The sequence below is a fragment of the Metaclostridioides mangenotii genome, assembly GCF_017873185.1.
Lineage (GTDB): Bacteria > Bacillota > Clostridia > Peptostreptococcales > Peptostreptococcaceae > Metaclostridioides > Metaclostridioides mangenotii.
The window spans coordinates 143,560-167,446 of record NZ_JAGGJX010000006.1 but is presented as its reverse complement, the minus strand read 5'-3'; the positions used below and the strand labels follow the sequence as shown (position 1 = coordinate 167,446).

The window sequence follows — 23,887 nt, the reverse complement described above, 5'->3', positions numbered from 1 at the left end:
AAAGCGAACTTTAAATCGCCTTTGATATAACTCTCTATAATCTTTATATAATTGACCTAATCGTCTTTATTTGAATCATCATCTTTAACTGAATCATCGCTCTTTTTAAATTCGATCACATTTTTTGATTTATTTTCTTCTTTAAGATTTTCTACATTGCTTGTTTCTACTGTAGTAGCTTCTTCACCACTACCTAGAGACAATTCTTTGTTAAAAGCCTTTAAGAATTGATCTGCATCAAGAGTTTCGTAAAGTAGTAAAGCTTGAGCTACATACTCTAGTCTATCCATATTATCTAGTAATATTTTTTTGGTCATTCCATATGCTTCATCTACAATCTCTTTTACTTCTTTATCTATTTCAAAAGCTACAGACTCAGAGTAGTGTCTAGTACTTGAGAAACTGTTTCCTAAGAATACTTCATCTTGACTGTCGAATGACATAGGTCCAAGCTTAGTGCTCATACCGTATTTAGTAACCATACCTCTTGCAGTTGCAGTTACTCTCTCCAAGTCATTAGAAGCTCCTGTAGAAATATCTTTTAGTATCAACTCTTCAGAAACTCTTCCTCCAAGTAAAACTACTATGTTTTCTTCCATCTCATTTTTAGTTGCGTAGAATTTGTCTTCTACAGGTAATTGCATTGTGAATCCACCAGCCATACCTCTTGGAACTATAGTAACTTGATGTACAGGACTTACATTTTCTTGTACATGCGCACATATTGCATGACCTGCTTCATGGTAAGCTGTAAGTCTTCTTTCCTTTTCACTTATTACTCTAGACTTCTTGGCCGTACCTGCAATAACTTTTGTGATAGCCTCTTCTATAGTTTCCATCTTTATTTTCTTTTCTCTTTTTCTAGCAGTTAATATTGCTGCTTCATTCATAAGATTCTCTATATCCGCTGGAGTAAATCCAGGTGTTCTTCTAGCTAACACATCCATCTTAACAGATTCATCAAGAGGCTTGTTTCTAGAGTGAACCTTGAATATAGCTTCTCTACCTTTTACATCTGGCGTACCAACTACAACCTGTCTGTCAAATCTACCAGGTCTAAGTAACGCCGGGTCAAGAATATCTGGTCTATTTGTTGCAGCCATTATTATTATTCCTTGGTTTACACCAAAACCATCCATCTCGACTAACAATTGGTTAAGAGTTTGCTCTCTCTCGTCGTGTCCACCGCCAAGGCCAGCACCTCTTTTTCTACCAACAGCATCTATCTCATCGATAAATATTATAGCCGGTGAACTCTTCTTAGCTTGATCAAATAAATCTCTAACCCTTGAAGCCCCAACTCCAACAAACATTTCAACGAAGTCTGAACCACTTATACTGAAGAATGGTACTCCTGCTTCTCCAGCAACAGCTTTTGATAAGTATGTCTTACCTGTACCTGGAGGTCCAACCATAAGCATTCCCTTTGGAATTCTGGCTCCAAGCTCAATATATTTTTTTGGATTCTTTAAGAAGTCGACAACCTCTTGTAAATCCTCTTTTTCTTCTTCTAGTCCAGCTACATCTTTAAATCTGACTCTCGTCTTTTCATCATCTTTATGAACTTTGGCTTTTGATTTACCAAAACTCATAACTTTTCCGCCACCGCCTTGAGACTGGTTCATAAATACAAACCAAAGCACAACCATAAGGAAAAGTATCAACATAGTCGGTAACATCTCAACAAACCATGGTGTTGTAGGACGAGGCTCCCCAGTAAGTTTTAATGTTCCTGCCTCCGCCTGGTCTAATACCTCATCGGCAAGTTTATCACCCATAACTTCTGTTGGAACATATGATTTAAACTTATAACGTTTTTCTTTAACACCTTTAGCAGTTTTCTCATTTTTTTCTGTTACTATCTTTCCTTCTTTATCTGCTTTTATTACTTTATTTTTGTCATCTAGTTTAACTCTTTCACCTTCGACTTGAGTTCCACTAATAAATTTAATTTCTCTTATTTGGCCTTTTGTCAGCTCACTGTAAACTGTCGAAAATTTTAGATTCTCTACATCTTCTTGTGGCTTATTATAAAGCTGTGCAACCCCAATTATAACTACGAAGATAATTATATAGAATCCAAACCCTTTAAGCTTCTTATCCAATATAGAAGTCCTCCTCTCACTGTTGTTTTTTCTATAAATTGTTAAAAGTAATTTTTAAGACTTCTCGTGTATTCTCATCAACTTTATAATCTTCACTGAGCCTATAATCACCTACACACATAACACCATTTTCATCTAGAACTATAGGTATCCTACATCTATCTTCCTTAGGTATTTTTAAATCTATAAACAAATCTTTAATTTTTTTACTACCTACGGCTAGTTTTACTTTATCACCTTGTTTTCTATTCCTAATTACTACCCCTCCCTTTATCTTGTTAAAATCAAATCCTTTAGAATTTTTTCCAAGCCTCATGCTTTTATATCTTTCGATACTGATAATTTCTGTCTGAACAACTTTATTTATCTCTTTTATTTTAATAAAGCCATTGTAAGGAACATTGTAACAAAATTCTACTTCATCAGTTACAAGTTCTTTATCTGTTAGTATTATACTATCTTTTTTCCTATATGCAAACATACCTCTTGGAAGTATTATCATTTTATCTATTTTAGAATTACTCTCTAGAGACATAACATCGTCAATATGTACTTGATCAATAAAGTTAGTATCACCTAGAACTTTTTTTATCCCATATCTAATTACTCTAGATTTCATTGCATTTTGAAGTTTTGAATAAGTCTGTATATCTATTTCTATGCCGTATTCGCTCTCTCCATGCTCTAAAACATCATTAAATACATTTTGCGCTTCACATTCTATGAAATCGCTGTCGCTTTTTAAGTTTTTACCCATTCTAACTATAGACTCTACTATATTAGAATTGAAATTTTCCTTCATATAAGGCAATAATTCTAACCTGATTTTATTTCTAGTATATATGCTTTCTAAATTTGTCTGGTCTATGCGCGGATTTAAGTTATGCTCTTCACAGTAATTTTCTATCTCATCTCTACTTAAATCGAGTATCGGTCTAATTAAACAACCATCTCGCATATATTCTATACCTCTTAAGCCTTGAAGTCCTGTGCCCCTCATCATACGCATTAGAATAGTCTCTGCTTGGTCATTCATGTTGTGACCTAGAGCTATTTTGTCTGCATGAGTTTTTTCTCTTATTTCGTAGAACATTTCGTAGCGTTTTCTTCTAGCTCCATCTTCCAAAGATATTCCATTATCTTCGCAGTATTTTGGTATATCAATTGATTTCACAAAAAAAATAATGCCCAATTCCTCGCATAGTTGAGATACAAATAAAGCATCCCTTTGAGCTTCTAAACCCCTTATTTGGTGGTTTAAATGGGCTGCATATATTTCTATATCTAATTCTTCTTTTAATCTATTTAAAACGTGCAATAGACACACTGAATCAGGTCCACCAGAAATGCCTAAAACAATCTTATCACCTTTTTTAATTAAATTGTGATTTTTTATTGTATTCATAACTTTTTCAAATACCATATCAATCCCTCTTATACTTAGTTTTTATTAACTTAAAGTATGTTTTCTATAAAAAACTCTTAAATCCTTGTTTTTTAAGATTTTTAAGTTTTATATAAATACAATAATACCAAATAAATTAATTAAAAGGTAGTTTTTTAACTACCTTTATAAAATTTCTCAAAATAATTAGAGCTATTCAGCTTTAAAAATCTTTATATTTATATCATTTACTCCAGAGAATAAATCTTGTATCACAATATTATAGTTTATATTTACTTGTACACTGCCGTCTTCATTAAATGCTATCGACAAGGAATTAGTCTTAACATCCATGAAAAACACACCTTGTGGAGTTTTGTATTTAGTAGTAGTTAAAACACCTTCATTGAATGTCATAAGCGAATTAACATGTCCAAATTTCTTTATGCTTATCTCGCCTTCTTTAATTTTTATTGTGTTAGTGACTTCAAACCCTTCATCTGCATCTTTATAGATTACATATACTCCGTCTTTTTTATAGTATATCTTGCCTGATGTCTTTAATCTAATAATATCTACTTCATTATCTCCGATTTCTTGTCTCGTATTAATATCTATATTTACATTCAAAATACTTTCCTCCAAATATCTACATGACAAATTAGTATTTTTGTATTTCTACTTTGTTTACATCTGTTATCTCTTTTTTCAAGAATTCATTTGCTATTGACGAAAACTTCTCTGGTATATCAGATACATAGTATTCATACTTTACACCTTCCCCGTTTTCATTGTTTAAGTCACCTTGATCCTCTAGTACTTTTTTTAGATCCATTGCTGTTTCTTTTGCCGGATTTACTAATTTTATATCCATACCTAATTCTTCCCCAATAGTCCTTTTAAGTATTGGGTAGTGTGTGCATCCCAACACAAGACAATCTATATCTTGATCCTTTAATTCTTTTAGGTATCTCTTTGCTGTAAGTTTAGCTACATCTGTATTTGCCCAACCTTCTTCTGCAATTGGAACAAATAAAGAACATGCTTTGTCTACTATTTTTATATCTTTATTCAACTTTGCTATTTCTTTATTGTAGGCCTTTGACCTTATTGTACCTTCAGTCCCGATTATTCCCACTATATTATTTTCAGTAGTATTTGCAGCTGTTCTAGCACCAGCTTCAATTACTCCTAGTATAGGAATATCGTAATGATCTTGAGCTTCTATTAAAGATCTAGCTGTAGCTGTATTACATGCTATTACAATAGCCTTTACATCCTTACTTCTAAGGAAATTTATAGCTTGAAATGTATATTTCATAACAGTTTCTTTAGATCTCGTACCATAAGGTACTCTTGCCGTATCTCCAAAGTAAACTATATTTTCATTTGGTAATATCTTTGTTATCTCTTTTAAAACCGTCAATCCCCCTAGTCCCGAGTCAAATACTCCTACAGGTCTATCACTCATTCACTACACCCACTTTGCTTTTACATTATGTTTTCCATTTATATGTTTTTTAGATATTTTTGTATTTAGTTATATATTCTATTGATATTTCAATTTATCGTTTCTTATAAAATTATTACCTAAATGATAATTATAGATTATTTTAACAAAAAAATAAAGGAGCTATCCTTAAATAGAATAAATTTTCTAAAAAAGATAGCACACAATTTGCTTCCTTATTTTTATTTATATCTTTTATTAATTATCTAAAGAATAAAGTCTAAAAATCAATACTTAAATAGCAAAATAGATATCTATATGTCTACTTGGGTTTTTCTTTTATTTCATATAATAAATTTAAAATGATTTTTCTATTTTTTCCATTATTTCAACAATTTTAAACTTCATCTTAGTTTTACCTGCACTATCTCTATTTTTTTGAGTTATAAGCTTATACTCTTCATCAGATAATACACTTCTAAGTTTCTCATCCGTCTCCTTATCTATAACTCCATTTTCCTCATCTACAAAGCATAGTGGTGGAAACATCACACACCACCAATTTTTACCCTCACCTTTTCCAATCACAACTTTTAATGCCTTATACTCTCCCGCTGGCAATACCATGTTAGAATACTGTTTTGTAGGGAATTTGCTGTATGTAATACCTACCTTCACATTGTAGTCGTAGCCATTTGCAGCTATAACTTTATTACTTATATTCATTAAGTTCTTGTACTCACTTTTTATTATTTTTTCACTTTCTTCTATGCTTTTAGATTTTTTCAGTTTAGGTTGAAGGTATGATATTATCTCATCTCTAACCTTTAGTTTAAGCGCCTGATCTTCATCTGAGTCGCTATTTGCTATTACATGAAATCTTATCAACTTTTCCTTGTAATTTTTAGATATATTATTTATTTTAAGAGCTTCACCACTTATAGTAACGGTCATTATTGTTATAACTGATACTAATCCAAGTATTAAAACTACTAATCTCATCTTTCTTATCTTCATCAAACTGCCCCCTTTATGATTTTACTATCTTGGAGTATAACCAGAAGCAGCTGAATTATTCATATTTTACTTGAACTTTGTAAGTTAATTTATAATAATTTATAATTAGAAGAAATAATACATAAAATAAAGAAGCACCTGATTAAGAGTTCAGATGCTTTAAAACTCAAGTAATAGTCAATACTCTTGTATTGTTGATATAAAAATTATAATGAGCTTATTCTTGGTTTAAAAAATTAACTGCAAATTGCGAATGAAGTGCTGCTCCATATTTTAAAAAGTCCTCGTCAACTTTGAACTTTTCATGGTGAGGTGGATAAATACATCCCTTCTCAACATTTTTCGAGCCTAGCCAAGCTGTTACTCCCTTTGCATACTCTAAGTAAAAAGACATGTCTTCTGATGCCATCAGCTTATTTAATTCAACCACTCTATCTTCACCGAATAACTCAAAAGAAGATCCTATTGCAACATCTGCAAGTACTTCATCGTTGTATACACTTAATGCACTTTCTTCTATATTTACATCTACCTTTATTTCATAAGCATCTGCAATAGCCTTGGCATGCCTTTTTATTGCTTCATGAACTCTGGCTCTAGCTTCTCTTTCAAATGACCTCATCGATATATCCAGTTCTGTGTACTTAGCTATTATATTTGCTTTTGTGCCTCCGTTAAATTTTCCTACCGACACAACTATAGGTTCTTGAGCATCTACATTTTTAGTAATAATTCCTTGAATATCTGTGACAAACATAGCTGCTGGGTGTATTGTATCATTTGCTAGATGTGGAGTTGATCCATGACCTGATACCCCTTCAAATTTCACGTATATAGTATCACATCCTGCTTGTATATAACCTTTATTTATGGCTAGTTTTCCTACTTCTATTTCAGGATAATTGTGTATTCCAAAACATGCGTCTACACCTTTCATCCAACCTTCTGCTATTATTCTCTTGGCTCCTTCAAACGTTTCTTCAGCTTCTTGAAAGAAGAACCTTACTTCTCCTTTTATCTGATCCTTCATCTCTGATAAAAGTTTTACAGCACCCATCAACATTGAAGCATGCGCATCATGACCACAAGCGTGCATTCTTCCATCCACATTTGATTTAAAATCTACATCTGATTCCTCTTGCATTGGGAGTGCATCTATATCCGCTCTAAGCACTACTGTTTTACCTGGCTTATTGCCTTTTATCCATGCTACAACAGACGTTCTGCCAGCTTTCTTATAATCAACACCTATTTTTTCTAATTCTTCTATTATTCTTGCTTGTGTTCTAACCTCTTGACCACTTAATTCAGGATTTTCGTGCATTTCTCTCATAAATGCTATTATATAATCTTCAATTCCTTTCGCCCTGCTTAGTATATCTGACATATTAATACTCCATTCTTAAATGTATTTTCTATTTTTATTTATCTTACTTAAATTTTTATACTAGAAAGTACTAACTTCTATATAGAATAAATGTTAGTACTCTCTGTATTGTTGCTGTTTTTTTAGATTTATTTTTGGTTAAGGAAGTCTAATGCAAATTGAACATGTAGTGCTGAGCCGTATTTTAAGAAATCTTCATCAACTTTGAATTTTTCATGATGAGGAGGATAAACACAGTCCTTAGCTTTATTGCCTGAACCAATCCATGCGAATACTCCTTTTGCATGTTCAAAGTAGAACGACATATCTTCTGATCCCATAAGTTTTGGCATATCATCAAGACAGTCATCTCCAAATACTTCGTGAGCTGATTTTCTAGCTAGTACAGTTAAATCATCATCATTGTATACACTTAATGTACTTGGTATTATCTCTATATCAACTTTTATTTCGTATGCCTCTGCTATTGCTTTAGCATGTCTTTGTAAAGCTTTAAGGGCTAAATCTCTTACGTCTTTATTGAAATATCTTAATGATATATCGAGTTCTGTGTATTTTGCTACTATATTTGCTTTTGTACCTCCTGAAAATTTACCTACTGATATTACTATCGGCTCTTGAGCATTTACATTTTTAGTAACTATACCTTGTATATCTGTAACAAACATTGCTGCTGGATGTATTGTGTCTTTTGCTAGATGTGGAGTTGATCCATGTCCTGAAACACCTTCAAATTTAACGTGTATAGTATCACATCCTGCTGATATATACCCAGGATTTATAACTATTTTACCCTTTTCAACATCTGGAAAGTTATGCATACCAAAGCAACCGTCTACACCTTCCATACCGCCATCTGCTATTATTAATTTTGCTCCTTCAAATGTTTCCTCTGCTTCTTGGAAGAAAAATCTTACTTCACCATTTATTTGATCTTTCATTCCTGATAAAAGCTTTACTGCCCCAAGTAGCATAGCTGTATGTGTGTCATGCCCGCAAGCATGCATTAAACCTTCTTGCGTTGACGCATATTCAACACCTGATTCTTCTAATACTGGTAGAGCATCTATATCTCCCCTAAGCATTACAATTTTACCTGGCTTGTCACCTTTTATCCACGCTATAATTGAAGTTCTTCCTGCTTTTCTATATTCTACCCCAAGCTTTTCTAATTCTTCTATTATTCTTGCTTGTGTTCTAACCTCTTGACCACTTAACTCTGGATTTTCGTGCATTTCTCTTCTGAAAGATACAATATAATCTTCAATCCCTTTTGATTTATCTAGTATATTTGGCATAATATCACCTTACCCCCTTATATATATTCTTTGCTTTTGTCTCTGTTGCTAATAATGCAAATACAAATGATACTACAACTGCCATTACTGGAACAATAAATGCCCCTCTATATGAAGCTGCAAGGTCTAAACCTTTAGCTAAATTTGCATCAACAAATTTACCACAGATTACTGGTAGTATTGCTGCAAAGAAGAATCCACAAACATTAACTATCGACATTGACATACCCGCTAACTTTGGGTCGTTAACTTCTTTACCAAGCGACCAACAAATTACTCCTATTGATCCTGCTACACCTATCATTATTGAAGCTACTGTTACTAACCATAATGGTATGTTTGAACCCATAAACACTAGGATAGCCCAACCGATTATTCCTGTTGCTGAAAGCACCAACATAGGTATCTTTCTATTTTGCATTGTATCTGAAATCTTACCAACTAATAAACATGCTACCCCTGAACCCAATAGACATAAAGAAACTATATTAGCTGCTGCTGTTTTGGTTATATCAAACGTTTCCATCAAGTATGGAACGCCGAATGTACCTGAGAATAATAACGTTGATCCATTTATTGTCCCAAAAGCTACTGCTGGGAACCAAACTTTAGGGTTTTTAATTATTGCAAACAATTGTTGCATGATACTTTCAGATTGCCCTGAAGGAGTTGATTGAACTGGATTTACTTCTGGTAGACCTTTTTCGCTAGGTGTATTCTTGATGAATACCATCACTAGGAAAGCAAGAGCTACAGATATGACACCCATTGATAAGAATGAAGCCCTCCAACCTACTAAACCAACTATTATTAAAAGTGGTGTCTGTGCGAGTAATCCACCTAAACTTCCTATAAAACTTGTAACTCCACTCATTGTAGCGAAATCTTTTGCTGGGAACCAGTTAGCCTGTATCTTAAGTATAGATAAGAATACAACTGATACACCTAAACCAACAAGAAGTCTACTTAGGTACGCAAACATTATAGTACCTGAGAACGAAAATAATATTGAACCAACTGCGGCTACAATACTACCAGCTATAACTGTTTTCTTAGGTCCTAAATAATCGACTAAAATCCCTGTAGGCACTTGCATAAATGTATATGCGTAGAAGTACATTGCACCTAAATTTGCTATTTGTGTTGCAGTCATCCCAAACGACTGCTCTAAATCTCCAACTATAACTCCAACTGACATTCTGTGGAAGAATACTGTAAGATAAATAACTACTAATATACCCCACACTACCCACCTATACGAACTTGCTTTAGATTCATTTGTTATGATACCGTTATTTTTCGACATTCTTTTTCGCCCCTTTCAATTGCTTCGAATATTTATTTTGCAATTTATAATTCAATTTATAAATAGTTTAATTTATTCTGAAAAATATTTCATCGTTCTTTGGAAACAAATAAATCCTATTTTTTTTGTATCTATAGAACATATGAAATTCAATATTGCCGAGTATAAGCGAACATTGTCAAACTTTTCAGATAAAATAGATCGTACAGATGCTTTTAGATATTAATATTGAAAACAAAAAAAGCCAGGTTGATTTCCCAGCTTTAAATAAACTATTGTATTTTTTAAAATCAAACTAATCGAACATCTGATATATTCTAACCGCCAATAACAGATTCATTCTAGATTCTGAATTATTTAAATCATCTTTCATCAATTCACAAATTTTCTTATATCTATACTTCATTGTATTGTAATGTACAAACATATCTTTAGCTGAATTTTTTAAATTCCAATCATTATCTATAATACACAAAAGAGTCTTTAAAAGCTCTGAATTATAATTTTTATCGTGTTCTAAGATAGCAGATAATTTTTCTTTATAAAATTCTTTTGACTCTTCATTTTTATAAATTGTATATAGAAGTCTGTACACGCCAAGTTTATCGTATAATATAGTAGCGTCATGACCTTTGTGAATTATCCTACCTATCTTTATCGACAAACTAGCTTCTTCATAACTTTTATGCGTTTCCATTACATCGGTCTTTGTGCTTCCAAACCCTACTGTTGCAGTAAACTTATGTTTACTGGAAATAGCTATTCTTAAATCATCACCCAACTTTTTTAAATACTTATCAAAATCGTTTTCTCTCTTTTCGTCTAACTGTATCACAAATACAATACTATCACTGAATTTAACATATGCTGTGTCATTGTACATTATTTTCATAAAGTCAATACAAGTATTCAGTATTTTTTTACTTTCATTCTCAATCCTATCGATATATGATTTATTTTCGAGCTTTATATACTCCTCTTTAAAATCATCTATATCGACGACCATTGTGCATATATTCCCGGAGAAATTCCATCCATATATTGAAGCCCTACTTTTAATCTCGTCTTTAGACTTAATATTATTCATAATGAGGTCTTGTACAAATTCATTTTTATGTCTCTCTTTTATCTGCATACTTGATATCTTTTTCTGTATATCTAATATTATCGCTGTATTTACATGTGTCAAAGCATTGTTTGCATCACTATCAATGGTAAACCCATTATCATTTAAAAATATGATGTAACCGTACGTCTCATTATTCACACCAATTCTATAATGATCATATTTCTCAAGTATTGATTTTATATTAAGTTTTTTTATACCTTCGTACAAATGATTTTTGTTATTAGAAAAATACATCTTTTGGAAATGTAAATCATAATAGAGTACATCTTCCTTTAGCAAACCAGCCAATACATCTATTATCACTTGCATTCCTTCATTGTTTATAACTATGTTAGAAAACTTATTGTTTATTTCTTCTGATATCTTAAGTGATTCTGATTGGTGGTCTATTATTTGTATAAGGACAGGGTTTATGACATCTATGAATGCAAACCTCATGGGTACATTAATTATCGGAAAGTTTAATTCGTCAGCTACTTGTCTAACATCGTCTGGTAAAACTTTTATAAATCTAGATAGTTTCAAAAACATCGATGACATCCCGTTATTGTGTAATTTTCTAATTGTATCTGTAAACAGATCTGGATTTACTTTAAATATATATCCACTACACAATACAATTTCATTGCCTGTTGTCCATGGAAACGGATCAGGTGCATCCATAACTGTTATAGATTTTACAATTCTGTCCAATCCCTTTTCTCCAGCAATAACCTCCATACCTTCAAACTGTGGGTTATTTAAAATATCTCTTACAGTCGTTTTCTCTCCCAAAATACTCCTCCTTAATATTTATTTATACGATTCTAGTATTTGAATAAAAGAAAAAGAAGGTTTCCCTTCTTATAATTCTGCGCTTTTGAGTGTTGCATTATTAATTATATACTCTTCGCTATTTTTAATATGATTTAACGCGTATTTTTCAGCTTCTGTGACATCGCCATCTATTATCGCTTTTATTAATTTTTCATGTTCGTCAGCTATTCTAAGTGACATATCATAATCACTCATATAGGACAATCTAAATTTATATTCTTTTTCCCATATAATCTTAGTCGACTTAGTTAGAGATTTGTTATTTGCTATACTAAATATGCAGTGGTGAAGTTCTATATCCATTTCAGAGATCGTCACCATATCATTCTTGTTTCCTTTTTCAGTGAGTTTTTTAAATCTTTTTGAAATTTGTTTTAAGTTTTCAATATCTATATCATTTCTCTTTTTAGCTGCCAATTTTGCCGCTAAACTCTCTAAAGTTGCCCTCACTTCCAATACATCTAGTATCTCTTTTAATGACATATTGGTTACATACGCACCTTTTCTAGGCAGCATCACTACTAAGTCCTCAAGTTCCAGTTTTCTAATAGCCTCTCTTACAGGTGTCCTGCTAACTCCTAAACCTTCTGCCAATTGGATTTCCATAAGCCTTTGCCCTGGTTTTAATCTACCTGTTAAAATTGATTCTCTTAAATTTTCAAATACTACATCTCTCAATGGTCTATAGTTATGCAAATCTAACTTAAGCAAGTTATACATTGATTTCAACCCCTTTATCACTATTATTAGTAAAATATACTTGTTCATACCTTTTCAATAGTTCCAGTTTACAGTTCAATGCATCCTCTTGATTTTTAAATATCCCAAAAACAGTCGGACCACTACCACTCATCAAAGCCCCTAAAGCATTGGCACCCATAATAATACTCTCAATTTCATTTATTTGTCTATGCTTCTTTGATGTTACACTTTCCAATACATTTACCATGTTTTTAGAGACGGATTCTAGATCTTCTTCTTCAAGTTTATTTAGCAAAAATTTTGTATTAGGTCTTGAATTTATTACTTTCATATTTAAATCCTGGTATACATCTTTTGTAGATACAAATAAATTCGGTTTGCAGACTACAATGTTTGTCCCATATGGAAGACCCTTTATATCAGTCAACTCTTCTCCTATATTTTGAGCAAGAGCCGGTCTTCCAGATATACAAAACGGTACATCTGCACCCAATTTAACCCCTATATTTTTAAGTTCAGTTTCTGTTAGGTTTAGATTCCATAATTTGTTGAGTCCTACTAACACTGCTGCTGCATTAGAGCTTCCTCCAGCCAGACCTGCCGCTATAGGAATATTTTTTTCTATATATATTTCTAAACCTTTTGATATGCCAAACTCTTTTTTAAACAGTTCTGCAGCTTTATAAGCTATATTGCGTCTATCTAAAGGCATATTTGAGCTATTGCTTCTAATTTTTATGCTATTATTATCTATTTCTTTTATTTTGATAATATCGTACAAATCTATCGATTGCATGATCATCTCTACTAAAGAGTATCCATCTTCTCTTTTTCCTACAACATCTATAGATAAATTTATCTTAGCTCTACTCTTTAATTGTATAAACCCCATAACTGCCTCCCGTATCATGAATTCAAATTCAATTTGTTATATATTAATTATACTATAAAATATCCGTTTTCCTCATCACCTTTTAAAGATTTTAAAAAAAGCTAGCTTTTTTTACAGAATTTTGTAATTTTTACATTTAGAGATAATTAAAATTAAAATAGAAACAAAGGGTAGAAATTATGAAATACACTTCATAATTTCTACCCTTATAATAAATCATAAATCTTATCGTTTCAGCTATTCACTCGATTTGAAGCAATTCATTCTTCTGAGACAATTTCCTAGCAAAACTATTCTTCTTATTGTTTCCCACATACTATACTATATAATTATCTATCCTAGCATAGCAACTTTCTTTTCAAGTATCAGGCATTTACCCTCTTGAATTGGCTCTTCTAGACTAATCTCATTTAACTCTGCTATTTCACTTTCAGTCGTGTTGTACTTTTTAGCTATGTTCCAGAAAGTATCTCCTTTTTTACACATATAAACGATTATACTTGGTGCATTTGACAAGTCGTACGGACCTTGATCTTCCCCTTTTACTATAAAACTCTCTGTATTTTTATCTAAGGCTTCTGTAACTCTTTTAAGTCTTATTGTTAAATCTATTTGATCTCTATTTAAATCGGCATCTATCTTATCAATCGTCGCAGTATTAAACACATTAGATACATCTGTCATATTTTCTATAGCCATGTCGTGTTCAAAAGGAATTTCTTCGCTTATTTTGTATACCATTTTTAGTCCTTCAACTGGTATATACAGAATGTCGAGTTTTAATATTCCTTGTATAAAGCTTTTATTTTCTTCTACAAATGAATTTTCTATAGACGTTGTACAGCACACACTAACTAGATCTTTTATCTGTATGTCGTCGTTATCATTTCTAAGAGTCTCTCTAACTGTAAATGTATCTTCAAAGTTGCTTAAGACTTTGTTTAATTTTATAGGTTTATGATCAAACTTAATCATTGTATGTGGAGAATAAGCATCTTGTAATACCTCTCTTGTTACTTCATCGGTTACTTTAACTTTACAAAAAGCAGTACAGTCTATTTCAAGCACTCCATTAGTACTGTCTGAGCTCTGTCTAAAGTTGTGATTAAAATCGGACATTGTAAGTAAAACTTCCTCTTTCATTCCATCGCTTACTCCAGCCATCTCTACAAATTGAGTAAAATCTATACCTATTCTATCAAGTTCAACTAACTCGTTTTCATAAGTGCTTGCTAGAGGGTTAACTTCTAATACTCCACCTACAATAACTTTGTTGTCTGTTACTCTGCTTTCTTTTACTCTAATGCAAGGATTTAAGCTTATAATCGATTGTATTTCATCAGTATTTATATTTATAGTATCTCTTATCGAACTTTCAGACTGTTCAAGACCCACTATATCTTGGAATTTTATCTCTTTTCTGTGCTTTTGTATGCCTTCTACTTGAGCGACATCTTTTACTATGTCTAGTGCCTGCTTTTCAAATAAGCTACCTCTAACATTCATAAGAGCTCCTATTTTAAGCTTTCTTTCATTCATAATAGTACAATCCATGTGCTCGACCTCTGGGAAAAGCATGTGATCCATATTGTGAAGCACATTGTCCTTTTCTACTACTTCATTTATATCTATCTTTCCATCTACATTTGATACAGTCTTTTTATCATCAGCTATGTAAATAACATTGTAGTTAAAGCTTCCTCTAAAAAGTACCTTTCCATCAGTTGCCTCTACCTTTCTAAACGATATGTACCCTTCTGTTTTGACGATTTCATAGACATCCATCTTTTTATCTGGCACAACTGTTTCCGCTTCAATAAAAGTTTGGAATTTTCCAAAGTCTATTCTATTATCAAGTTTAATTACATCTTTAATAAGTTCCATAGTTTACCCCCCTAATACAAAAATAAAATATCACACTATATTTATATTAAAAAAACAACAAAAAAATTACACCTATTTAAAATAGGTGTAATTTTTAACTTATCTGTAAATTATCTTGATCTCTGTATACTTGCAATTTAACATTAGATGTCAATAGGTCCGAATAACTGTATGATACCCTTGGGTATCCATTACTTTCATCATCTAATTTTATAACAAACACGCTTGGATATACTTTCTCAAGTATACCTTCTTTAGTAATAATCTGCTTTCTTCCTTTATTGGCCTTCAATAAAATTTTCTTGCCAATGTGTCTTTCTAAGCTCATTCTGATCTTATCCAGAGTTTGAACAGTAGCCACAAAATCACCTTCTTTAACGTTTATATGTTTACATAATATCATAAATAAACATACTTGTCAAATCCATAAACAATAATTTTATATTTTTTTGAAATAAAAGTCAATACTTTTTCAAAATTTTATTAAATTATTGTGATTTTTTTACTAAATCATCGTTTTTGGCATGGCCCACCTAAATTTTCCTCTAGTTTCTGATCCTCCTACTCCCTTTATTCCTGTGACTGTTTGATCTATTACTTCTTCTATAGGAACTACCACATCGATTCTAGAACAAGCTATTTTTTCAACAATAAAAACAGGGTCTAACGCGTGTATCATTATTCTTCCAGGAGAACTCGCATAGTTAGCCCCTGCTCCTATTATTTTTTCATAATTTGATTGGCAAGCCCCCGCAAATATAACCAAGCTATCTAAATTAGGTTGCCATTTTCTCGCTTCTTTTACTGCCTTTATAAAATTTAGTGAGTTTCTGTAGTTGTTTATATTCTCTATATTACCTCTCTTAAGCGTCATAGAGTCGTGACCAGTTACTACAAGTATATCTGGATTGTACTTCTCTAGCAGCCCTCTGACCTCTTTATATTGATTAGATTCTGATATTGCTACTCCAGCAGCTGGAATTCCCAATTCTGCGTATACATCAAGACATATATTTAAATACTCCTTATCACCATCGATTTGGAGCACTTTTCCTGGTATACCATATGTGTTAGAATTAGATTGAAGTTTAGGAAGAGCTCTTGTCATCTTCCTTTCTCTATCTCTAGCCTTTTTTACTGATCTAGTGAGTCTAGTCTCAACTTCTTTATCTATTAATATCTCCCTCAAATCAGGAGCTGTAACCGATACTAAATCATCTAATTTAGCGTCTGCTATAATTCTAAAGGCAACTCCCTTTAAAATAGCTATTTTATCCCCTGTTTCGTCTACACCAAAAGATACTATTTTGAAGATTATATCTTTATTATATGATTCTCTAGCTACAACGTCTCCTATCTTCATAGTAAATAAACCTCCAATAAATTATTCTTAGTCTATACTATGTTTAATGCAAAGATTTGTTTACAGCTACGACATTACACTTTATAAAACATCCTTGATTACTCTAAGTACATTTTTATTGTAAATTTTCTCTATTTGGTCGTCTGAGAAGCCTTCTTTTTTTAATGGATCGTACAATTTATCCATTTCAGATACATCTTTTATTTCTACGTTTGATTCTATACCATCAAAATCAGATCCAATTGCTATTACATCAATTCCTCCAACATTGTATATATGTTTAATATGATTTACCATATATTCAATCTTACTTTCAATTCCTTCATTGTCACTCAAAAACGAATGGAAGAAGTTTATCCCTGTCACGCCTCCACTATCAGCGAGTATTTTAATCATATTATCACTCAAATTTCTAGTATGATTAGTAACTTCCCTAGAGTTTGAATGAGTAGCTATAAATGGTTTTTTAGAAAACTCAGCTACTTCATAAAAACCTCCATCCGATATATGTGAAACATCAATAAGCATACCGTACTCGTTCATTTTACAAACAACTTCTCTTCCAAAATCAGTAAGTCCTTTATCTATATATTTTGCCTCATTGTGAGGGAAACAAATTTCATTTTTATGATTCCAGCTAAGAGTCATCATCCTTACACCTAAATTGTAAAACTTTTTAAGATTATCAATATTTCCTTCCAATACAGCACCTTCTTCTATAGACATAAGCGCCGTCACTTTTCCATCCGATTTATTTTTCATTATTTCATCGTAGTTTGTAGCTAGTTTTATAACATCTTTATTTTTATCCATTTCACTATGAAACTTTTTCGCCATACTCATACAGTATTTGTATGGATTTTTTATTTCATCAATATCTACATAAAGTGCAAAAGTTTGAGCCAAACAATTGCCTTTTACTAGTTTTTCAATGTCTACGTGAAAATCATTTGATCTAAGTCCGTATTTATCTATATCTTCCATAAGTTTTGATACTGTATCGCAGTGTAAATCAATGAACTTCATAATTAATTTCCCCCACTTCTCATGAATGTTTTTATTAATTCTCTAAGGCAATTCTCAAACTTGCTATTATCTACTTCTTTTCTCTTCTTAGGGTTAGACGTTCTAAACCCTCCTCTTCTTGCAGTGCTATTTAAATGCCTTTCAAATAACATTTGATCTATATTATCTAATGTATATAAAAATCCATTTTGATGTATTACAAAAGCTTTTTTTGCTAGAGACATAGAAGCCAATCCGTAATCTTGAGTTACCAGTACATCATTCTCTTTAAGCTTGTTTACAATTGCAAAATCAACCGAATCTGCTCCTTTGTCTACCACTACAACTTTACTGTATCCATCGTTGATCTCATGTGTTGTATCTGTAAACATATATACTTCTAATCCAAACTCTTTTGCCACTTTAACTACCTCTTTTTTAACTGGGCAGGCATCTGCGTCTACAAAAATTACCATAATCTCTCCAATCCATACTAATTTAAAAAACTATCTCACCATAATTCTATATTTAAAATTATATTGAGATAGTTTCAGTTGACAATATTAAAATTTTATGCAAAATAGCTATTACTTACCACAACATTTTTTGTATTTCTTCCCACTTCCACACGGACACGAATCGTTTCTTCCTATTTTTTCTTCTTTAACTACAGTCTTAGATTTTTTATAGTCTTTGATAACTTGTTTTCTATGATCTAATGAAAGGATATCATCCCAACCTGTAAGACCGTATAGCCAATGAGCTTCTACGTTTACCATATTAAAGAATAGTTTTTCCCAGTCTATTTTTAAAGATATTTCAGAATCACCTTCTACATCCTCTAAGACTATCTCTTCTTTTAAGCTTTCACTTATTCCATCTATGAATCCCATAAAGTATTCATTTGATGTATTAAATTTTTCAGCAAGTTCACTTACCTTACCTTCTACAACATCCATTTTTTCATTTAAAATTTCGTTATATATACTAGCCTCAATTTTTAAATATTCTTCCCAAAATTTAACTTCGGCGTCTTGGCTTTCATGATTATCACTTAAATCATTCCAAGATTCAAATAAACTCATAAGTTTTCCTCCTAAATTACCTTATATTTATACATTGTATTTTGATTTATTCTACAAAATTTCTGTATTGGCTTTATTAACTATTACATTATATCATAATTAAACAATTCTTTTAACACCTTAATAGCATAGTTTTGATCTATAAAGAAAGGACTTGTCGCTACAGTTATAACAGAAGCTTTAGCTATATATCCTTTTATTTTACTAATCTTAAATTCGTAGTCAATATAGTCCATATCTTCTGAAAATATATCGAGATCAATATCCAGCACAAATTCACCACTTATGTCCAGATCAAATCCGTACAAGCTATCTATTATTATAGCTTCTGAAAACAAATTGAATTCTAGTGCCGGTTTAATAAAGCTCCCGACATTTAGCACTTCATTTGTATATCTAAATACATCATCTATATCTTCTATATTTACGTTATAATTTTCGGGAACTCTAGTATCTTTATGTTGGTCTACATGTACTAATTTACACCCTTTTGCAAATCCCCCTGATAAATAGCTCTTTATCCAGAAATAAAACGCATGGTTATGGTTATCAAATATATATATTTTTTTGCCTTCATAGTTGTATTCCACTAAATTTCTAAGCCCTTTGCAAAGCAATTCTTTCCCACATTCAACTTCATCAAAGCATACTTCATCCCCTAGTACAACATCGTTCAAACCGCCTTTTATAAGTTTTGGCACATATATTTTTTTATTTTTTCTTTCATTAAATGAAAATTTATTGTTACCTATAGGATTATCTATATAAAAACCAGTGTATCTATCCATAAACAGTTCACCCCTCTTATCTTATCTTCTATAGTATACAATCTTTTTTATATTATTTAAATATATACGATTTGATATTAAAGCATAAAATAATCAACTAGAGGTAATTTTATTCAATGCAAATTCAAATTCATTCAAACTATAATTAATAAAGGGGATGAACTAAATATTTTAGATCATCCCCTTTATATTATATACACAATAAATCCATTATGTTTTATATTATGTTAATTTTTATGCTGCTTTTGCGCTACCTTTTTTATTCATTTTCATAAGTATGTAAGTTGAGAATATACCTACAAATGCACAAACTACTGAAAGTATGAATATATAAGTGTATCCAGTTTTTCCGTACTTATCTAACCAGTTACCTGCTATTGTATAGTAGAAAGCATCTGGAGAGAATCCTAAGAATGATGCAAATCCAACTATAGCACCTGTAGTTTCAATAGATATATTTGATTCAGAAACTGTTGCGAAGTATATCCCTCTTGCACCAAATAGTATAACACTTAGTATTACCATGTTGATAACCGCTACCCACATGAAAGCTGAACTCTTTGGTATTACCAAGAATGCCGCTGTACTTACAGCCATTAATAAGAATCCTACAAATAATACCTTTATTGAAGATCCAACTTTATCAGTTACTATACCAGTAATAGGAGAAGCCCCCATTTTTATAACATAAGTTCTTATTATTGATAATGCAGAAACTACAGTTAAAGGCATAACATAAACTTCTGATAAGTATGGACTTAAGTAAGTCAAACTTGAGAATACTAAATAAACTGAGAATATTGTCAATCCTATTAACCAAGCTTTTGGCATAGTTATTACTTTTAAGAATGATGATATACTCATTCCACCACCTGACTTCTCTGTATCTTTAACATCTTCGATTAAGAAGTACAGTATTATTCCACACACTATTGAAGATATTGAATATAGCCAAACAACGTATTTAAAACCTACTGTTATAGCAGCGAATTTACCAAAGAAGTAAAGTCCTATAAATGATATTAATGTTCCAGCAATACCAGATAATCCTTCATAGAATCCAAACAGTCTTCCTTGCTCTGACTCATCTCCAAGCATTCTTATAACTTTAACTGAAGCAGGGAAGAATGTCATTATTGTAGTGAATCCCCATAAAATAAATATTACAACTAACATGCTGTAAGATGGGAATGTAGCGAAGTAGAATCCTAATAATCCCGATATAACAAGTGAAAGTGTGATAAGTTTTTTTACTGAGAATTTATCTGCAAACCATCCACCTATGAAATAGGATACCATAGCTACCATACCGTAAGTACTAAGTAAATTACCTATCTGAGTATGACTAAGCGATAAGGCTTGTTGCATAGGATCGTAAAATGCTGACTTCATATACGGCAAACTGTACATTGCAGTCATACCAAATGCCAATATGAAAATAATTGAAAATCGTTTAATATTGCTCTTTTTTTCCATTGTTTATCTCCTAATTATATTTAGTGACAGTGGATATATTTTACGGGTAGGTATCCACTAATTATCTTTTTAATTTATTTTATTTTTTTGATAGATAGTACAAAGTCATTTATTATATCTTTAGATGATTCAAGCCCAAAAGCTATTCTAATAAGGTTTTCTCCATCCATTTGAACAAGTGTATGCTCTTCACCTAAACTAGTAGCTATCGTACATACTTCTAGTGAATTCATTAATTTTCTACTAGCTTGGTCTCTAGTAAGTCCGTTTATTCCGTCTTTTAATTTAAACGAAACAACTCCACCTCCAAGACCGTTCATTTGAGTTTGGCATAAATCATGTTGAGGATGAGATTTTAAAGCTGGGTATTTAACTGTCTCAACGTTTTCATTACTATCTAGGAATTCAGCTACTGCTAAAGCATTTTCACAGTGTTTTTTAATTCTCATATCTAGAGTCTTCATTCCTCTTAATATCAACCAGGCATTTAGTGGAGACATTGAAGCTCCTGTGAAACAACATAGACTTGGCCATCTTACAAGGTCTATTAATTCTTTTGAACCAGAAACAGATCCGCCTAATGCGTCACCATGACCATTCATGTATTTTGTTAGACTGTGTATTACTAAATCAGCGCCTAAATCTAATGGCCTTTGAATTATAGGAGTTCCGAAAGTACTATCTACTATTAATAAACTTTTATTTTCATGTGCTATATCAGCAACCGCTTTTATATCTACTAAATCTAAAGATGGGTTTAAAGGAGTTTCTATATAAACTATTTTAGTGTTTGCCTTTAGCTCGTCCTTTATGTTTTGAGGATTTATAGCATCTACAAATGTAACTTCTACACCAAATTTAGCTAGTAACTCACTCATAAATAATTTAGTGTGTGAGAATATTCCACTTGAACTTACTATATGGTCCCCGCTTTTAACTAAAGCTAGTAATGTAGATGTTATTGCACCCATACCAGATGTACTTGAGATAGCGCTTTCTGCATTGTCAAGCATAGCTAATTTAGCTTCTAATTCTGTTAAAGTGGGATTACATTCTCTAGAATATACATAGCCCCAATTCATACATAACTCTTCAAAGTGCTCAACTGATTTAGCTGCGAAAGTAGCAGTTTGGTAAATCGGAGAAGCTAAAGATCCTGTTGTTGGATCTGGTTCGTGACCCCAATGAATTATTTTTGTTTCTAGCTCATGATTTTTATTCATACTCATTTCCATTCCTCCATGCTATTAATAAATATCGTTTTCACAATTAGTATTTCTTAACTTTATATATAAAATCCATTTTGCAAAAAAATACCATATTCTGAGAACTTATTCTGCAAATATATTTTATTCATTCGACATATAAATACTTTTTTCCCTGTGTTATAATATATTATAAACTCTATAGTTACTATAGAGTCAATCTCTTTTTTGTATAATATTTTTATAATTTAATGGTATTTTTATATTTTTTTCCATCATATGTATTAAAATTCTATATCAACAATAGAGTTTTTCTATTCTAGACAAAATTTAAGACAGTACAGGTACGTTTAATCCATATTATCGGATGTCTACATAATTTCAATTTACCTTCATACTGTCTTATTTACATTTATGATAATTAAGTTTTATTTTTTATTCTATAACACCAACTCCCCAAGTTCCACAAATATCAGGAGATATGGTTTCCATTACAGCATTATCACTTCCTCTAATAACTGAAATATCTCCCGAACTATAATTAGCTACATATATGATGTTTCTATGAACATCTAAAGCTATATCATAAGGTGCTACCCCTACCCTGATAGATCTTATAACTTTATCCAACACCCCATCAATAACCGATACCGTTCCGCTTGTGGCATTTGATACATATACAAGATTAGTAGCTGGATTAACTCGTAAAAACTGGGGTCTTTTGTCAACGACAACTTTATCTATAATTTTATTGCTTTCTCCGTCTAACACTGTAATATAATCTGTGCTAGACGAATTGTACCCAATGTATAATTTATTGTTATTAGGATTCACAGCAATTCCCGATGGCGCTGAGTCTACATCTACATATCCAATTACCGAATTTGAAATCCCATCTATAACAGTAATATTATTAGATCCATTGTTCGAAATATATATTGTGTTTGTATTTAAATTTATATCTATTTTAGCTTGCAAGCTTGCTTTCGGAGTCTTAATATTCTTTATTACTTTATTAGTTATCCCATCTATAACAGACACAAATCTCGAACCTCTGTTAGCTACATATACAAGATTTGTATTGGGATTTACCCTAACAAAGAAAGGTGAGTCTCCAACATCGATTTTTTTTACAACTTTATTGCTCTTTGAATCAATTACTAACACATTATTTCCGGTAATATTTGCAGCATAAACAAACTTAGTATAATTGTTTACATCAATACCTCTGACATCTGATGAAACTTTTATCTTTTCAATTATATTGTGATTTACGCCGTCTACTACTGAAATAACTCCTTTAGATGACTCTATTCCAAGTCCAGAAATATAAATATTGCCTCTTTCACTTTTACACCCATTCTCGATATCACACTTCAATTCGCAATCATTCACTGATAACAACCTCCTATCGAAGTAACCAAATAAATATTTAACTAATATTTATTTTATGTAAAGTGAATGTATATGTTCTTACTAAGAACATCTGCAAATTATTAAAGTCGACGTTTCAAAAACTAAATTAATATAGTTAGATTAATAAATACTGTTTTGTAAATTAAAAAGGGAGTATCTCAACTTCCGAGATGCTCCTT

21 protein-coding genes are annotated in these 23,887 nt (G+C 31.6%); all 21 read right to left on the bottom strand.

The genetic code is table 11. The features are described from left to right. Window positions 1–56 precede the first annotated feature (56 nt). The gene (gene ftsH, locus J2Z43_RS12615) at window positions 57–2,105 is read right to left on the bottom strand and encodes an ATP-dependent zinc metalloprotease FtsH (protein WP_209457476.1); all 2,049 of its coding nucleotides are present in this window, start codon (window positions 2,103–2,105) and stop codon (window positions 57–59) included. A 31-nt stretch (window positions 2,106–2,136) separates the two neighbouring features. Next, a complete protein-coding gene (gene tilS / locus J2Z43_RS12610) occupies window positions 2,137–3,528 on the bottom strand; it encodes a tRNA lysidine(34) synthetase TilS (protein ID WP_209457475.1) in 1,392 nt (463 codons plus the stop codon). Window positions 3,529–3,702: 174 nt separating this feature from the next. Then, window positions 3,703–4,119, bottom strand: coding sequence for a DUF1934 domain-containing protein (locus J2Z43_RS12605; RefSeq protein ID WP_209457474.1), 417 nt, complete (start codon window positions 4,117–4,119; stop codon window positions 3,703–3,705). A 31-nt stretch (window positions 4,120–4,150) separates the two neighbouring features. Then, window positions 4,151–4,960: a glutamate racemase gene (murI, locus tag J2Z43_RS12600; RefSeq protein WP_209457473.1), complete on the bottom strand. Its 810-nt coding sequence runs from the start codon at window positions 4,958–4,960 to the stop codon at window positions 4,151–4,153. Window positions 4,961–5,296: 336 nt separating this feature from the next. Then, window positions 5,297–5,956: a stage II sporulation protein R gene (spoIIR, locus tag J2Z43_RS12595; protein WP_209457472.1), complete on the bottom strand. Its 660-nt coding sequence runs from the start codon at window positions 5,954–5,956 to the stop codon at window positions 5,297–5,299. Window positions 5,957–6,173: 217 nt separating this feature from the next. After that, window positions 6,174–7,343 carry a M20 metallopeptidase family protein gene (locus J2Z43_RS12590; RefSeq protein ID WP_209457471.1) on the bottom strand — a complete coding sequence of 390 codons (1,170 nt, stop codon included), beginning with the start codon at window positions 7,341–7,343 and terminating at the stop codon, window positions 6,174–6,176. Between the two features lie 128 nt (window positions 7,344–7,471). Further along, window positions 7,472–8,641, bottom strand: a complete 1,170-nt coding sequence (locus J2Z43_RS12585) for an amidohydrolase (protein WP_209457470.1) — start codon at window positions 8,639–8,641, stop codon at window positions 7,472–7,474. A gap of 4 nt (window positions 8,642–8,645) precedes the next feature. Continuing rightward, entirely contained in the window at window positions 8,646–9,947 is a 1,302-nt protein-coding gene (locus tag J2Z43_RS12580; protein WP_209457469.1) for an MFS transporter, read from the bottom strand. A 295-nt stretch (window positions 9,948–10,242) separates the two neighbouring features. Then, window positions 10,243–11,850 carry a PucR family transcriptional regulator gene (locus J2Z43_RS12575; protein ID WP_209457468.1) on the bottom strand — a complete coding sequence of 536 codons (1,608 nt, stop codon included), beginning with the start codon at window positions 11,848–11,850 and terminating at the stop codon, window positions 10,243–10,245. 69 nt (window positions 11,851–11,919) lie between these two features. Next, on the bottom strand, window positions 11,920–12,612 hold the full coding sequence (locus tag J2Z43_RS12570) for a GntR family transcriptional regulator (protein ID WP_209457467.1): 693 nt from the start codon (window positions 12,610–12,612) through the stop codon (window positions 11,920–11,922). Continuing rightward, window positions 12,605–13,486: a 4-(cytidine 5'-diphospho)-2-C-methyl-D-erythritol kinase gene (ispE, locus tag J2Z43_RS12565; protein WP_209457466.1), complete on the bottom strand. Its 882-nt coding sequence runs from the start codon at window positions 13,484–13,486 to the stop codon at window positions 12,605–12,607. Before ispE ends, J2Z43_RS12570 begins: the two co-directional genes overlap by 8 nt. Window positions 13,487–13,819: 333 nt before the next feature. Next, window positions 13,820–15,370 carry a DUF3794 and LysM peptidoglycan-binding domain-containing protein gene (locus J2Z43_RS12560; RefSeq protein ID WP_209457465.1) on the bottom strand — a complete coding sequence of 517 codons (1,551 nt, stop codon included), beginning with the start codon at window positions 15,368–15,370 and terminating at the stop codon, window positions 13,820–13,822. A 94-nt stretch (window positions 15,371–15,464) separates the two neighbouring features. Continuing rightward, complete coding sequence (locus tag J2Z43_RS12555; protein ID WP_024621505.1) at window positions 15,465–15,731, bottom strand: Veg family protein; 267 nt, start codon at window positions 15,729–15,731, stop codon at window positions 15,465–15,467. 144 nt (window positions 15,732–15,875) lie between these two features. Then, entirely contained in the window at window positions 15,876–16,733 is an 858-nt protein-coding gene (yabG, locus tag J2Z43_RS12550; protein ID WP_209457464.1) for a sporulation peptidase YabG, read from the bottom strand. Between the two features lie 81 nt (window positions 16,734–16,814). After that, window positions 16,815–17,759, bottom strand: a complete 945-nt coding sequence (locus J2Z43_RS12545; protein ID WP_209457463.1) for a dipeptidase — start codon at window positions 17,757–17,759, stop codon at window positions 16,815–16,817. A 2-nt stretch (window positions 17,760–17,761) separates the two neighbouring features. After that, window positions 17,762–18,214, bottom strand: coding sequence for a YaiI/YqxD family protein (locus J2Z43_RS12540; RefSeq protein WP_209457462.1), 453 nt, complete (start codon window positions 18,212–18,214; stop codon window positions 17,762–17,764). A 111-nt stretch (window positions 18,215–18,325) separates the two neighbouring features. Beyond that, window positions 18,326–18,823, bottom strand: coding sequence for an SEC-C metal-binding domain-containing protein (locus tag J2Z43_RS12535; protein ID WP_027703093.1), 498 nt, complete (start codon window positions 18,821–18,823; stop codon window positions 18,326–18,328). An 83-nt stretch (window positions 18,824–18,906) separates the two neighbouring features. Then, a complete protein-coding gene (locus J2Z43_RS12530) occupies window positions 18,907–19,611 on the bottom strand; it encodes a peptide arginase family protein (protein ID WP_209457461.1) in 705 nt (234 codons plus the stop codon). 234 nt (window positions 19,612–19,845) lie between these two features. Beyond that, window positions 19,846–21,087 carry an MFS transporter gene (locus J2Z43_RS12525; protein WP_209457460.1) on the bottom strand — a complete coding sequence of 414 codons (1,242 nt, stop codon included), beginning with the start codon at window positions 21,085–21,087 and terminating at the stop codon, window positions 19,846–19,848. Between the two features lie 74 nt (window positions 21,088–21,161). Beyond that, entirely contained in the window at window positions 21,162–22,316 is a 1,155-nt protein-coding gene (locus tag J2Z43_RS12520) for a trans-sulfuration enzyme family protein (RefSeq protein WP_209457459.1), read from the bottom strand. A 411-nt stretch (window positions 22,317–22,727) separates the two neighbouring features. Beyond that, entirely contained in the window at window positions 22,728–23,687 is a 960-nt protein-coding gene (locus J2Z43_RS12515; RefSeq protein ID WP_209457458.1) for a beta-propeller fold lactonase family protein, read from the bottom strand. Window positions 23,688–23,887 lie beyond the last annotated feature (200 nt).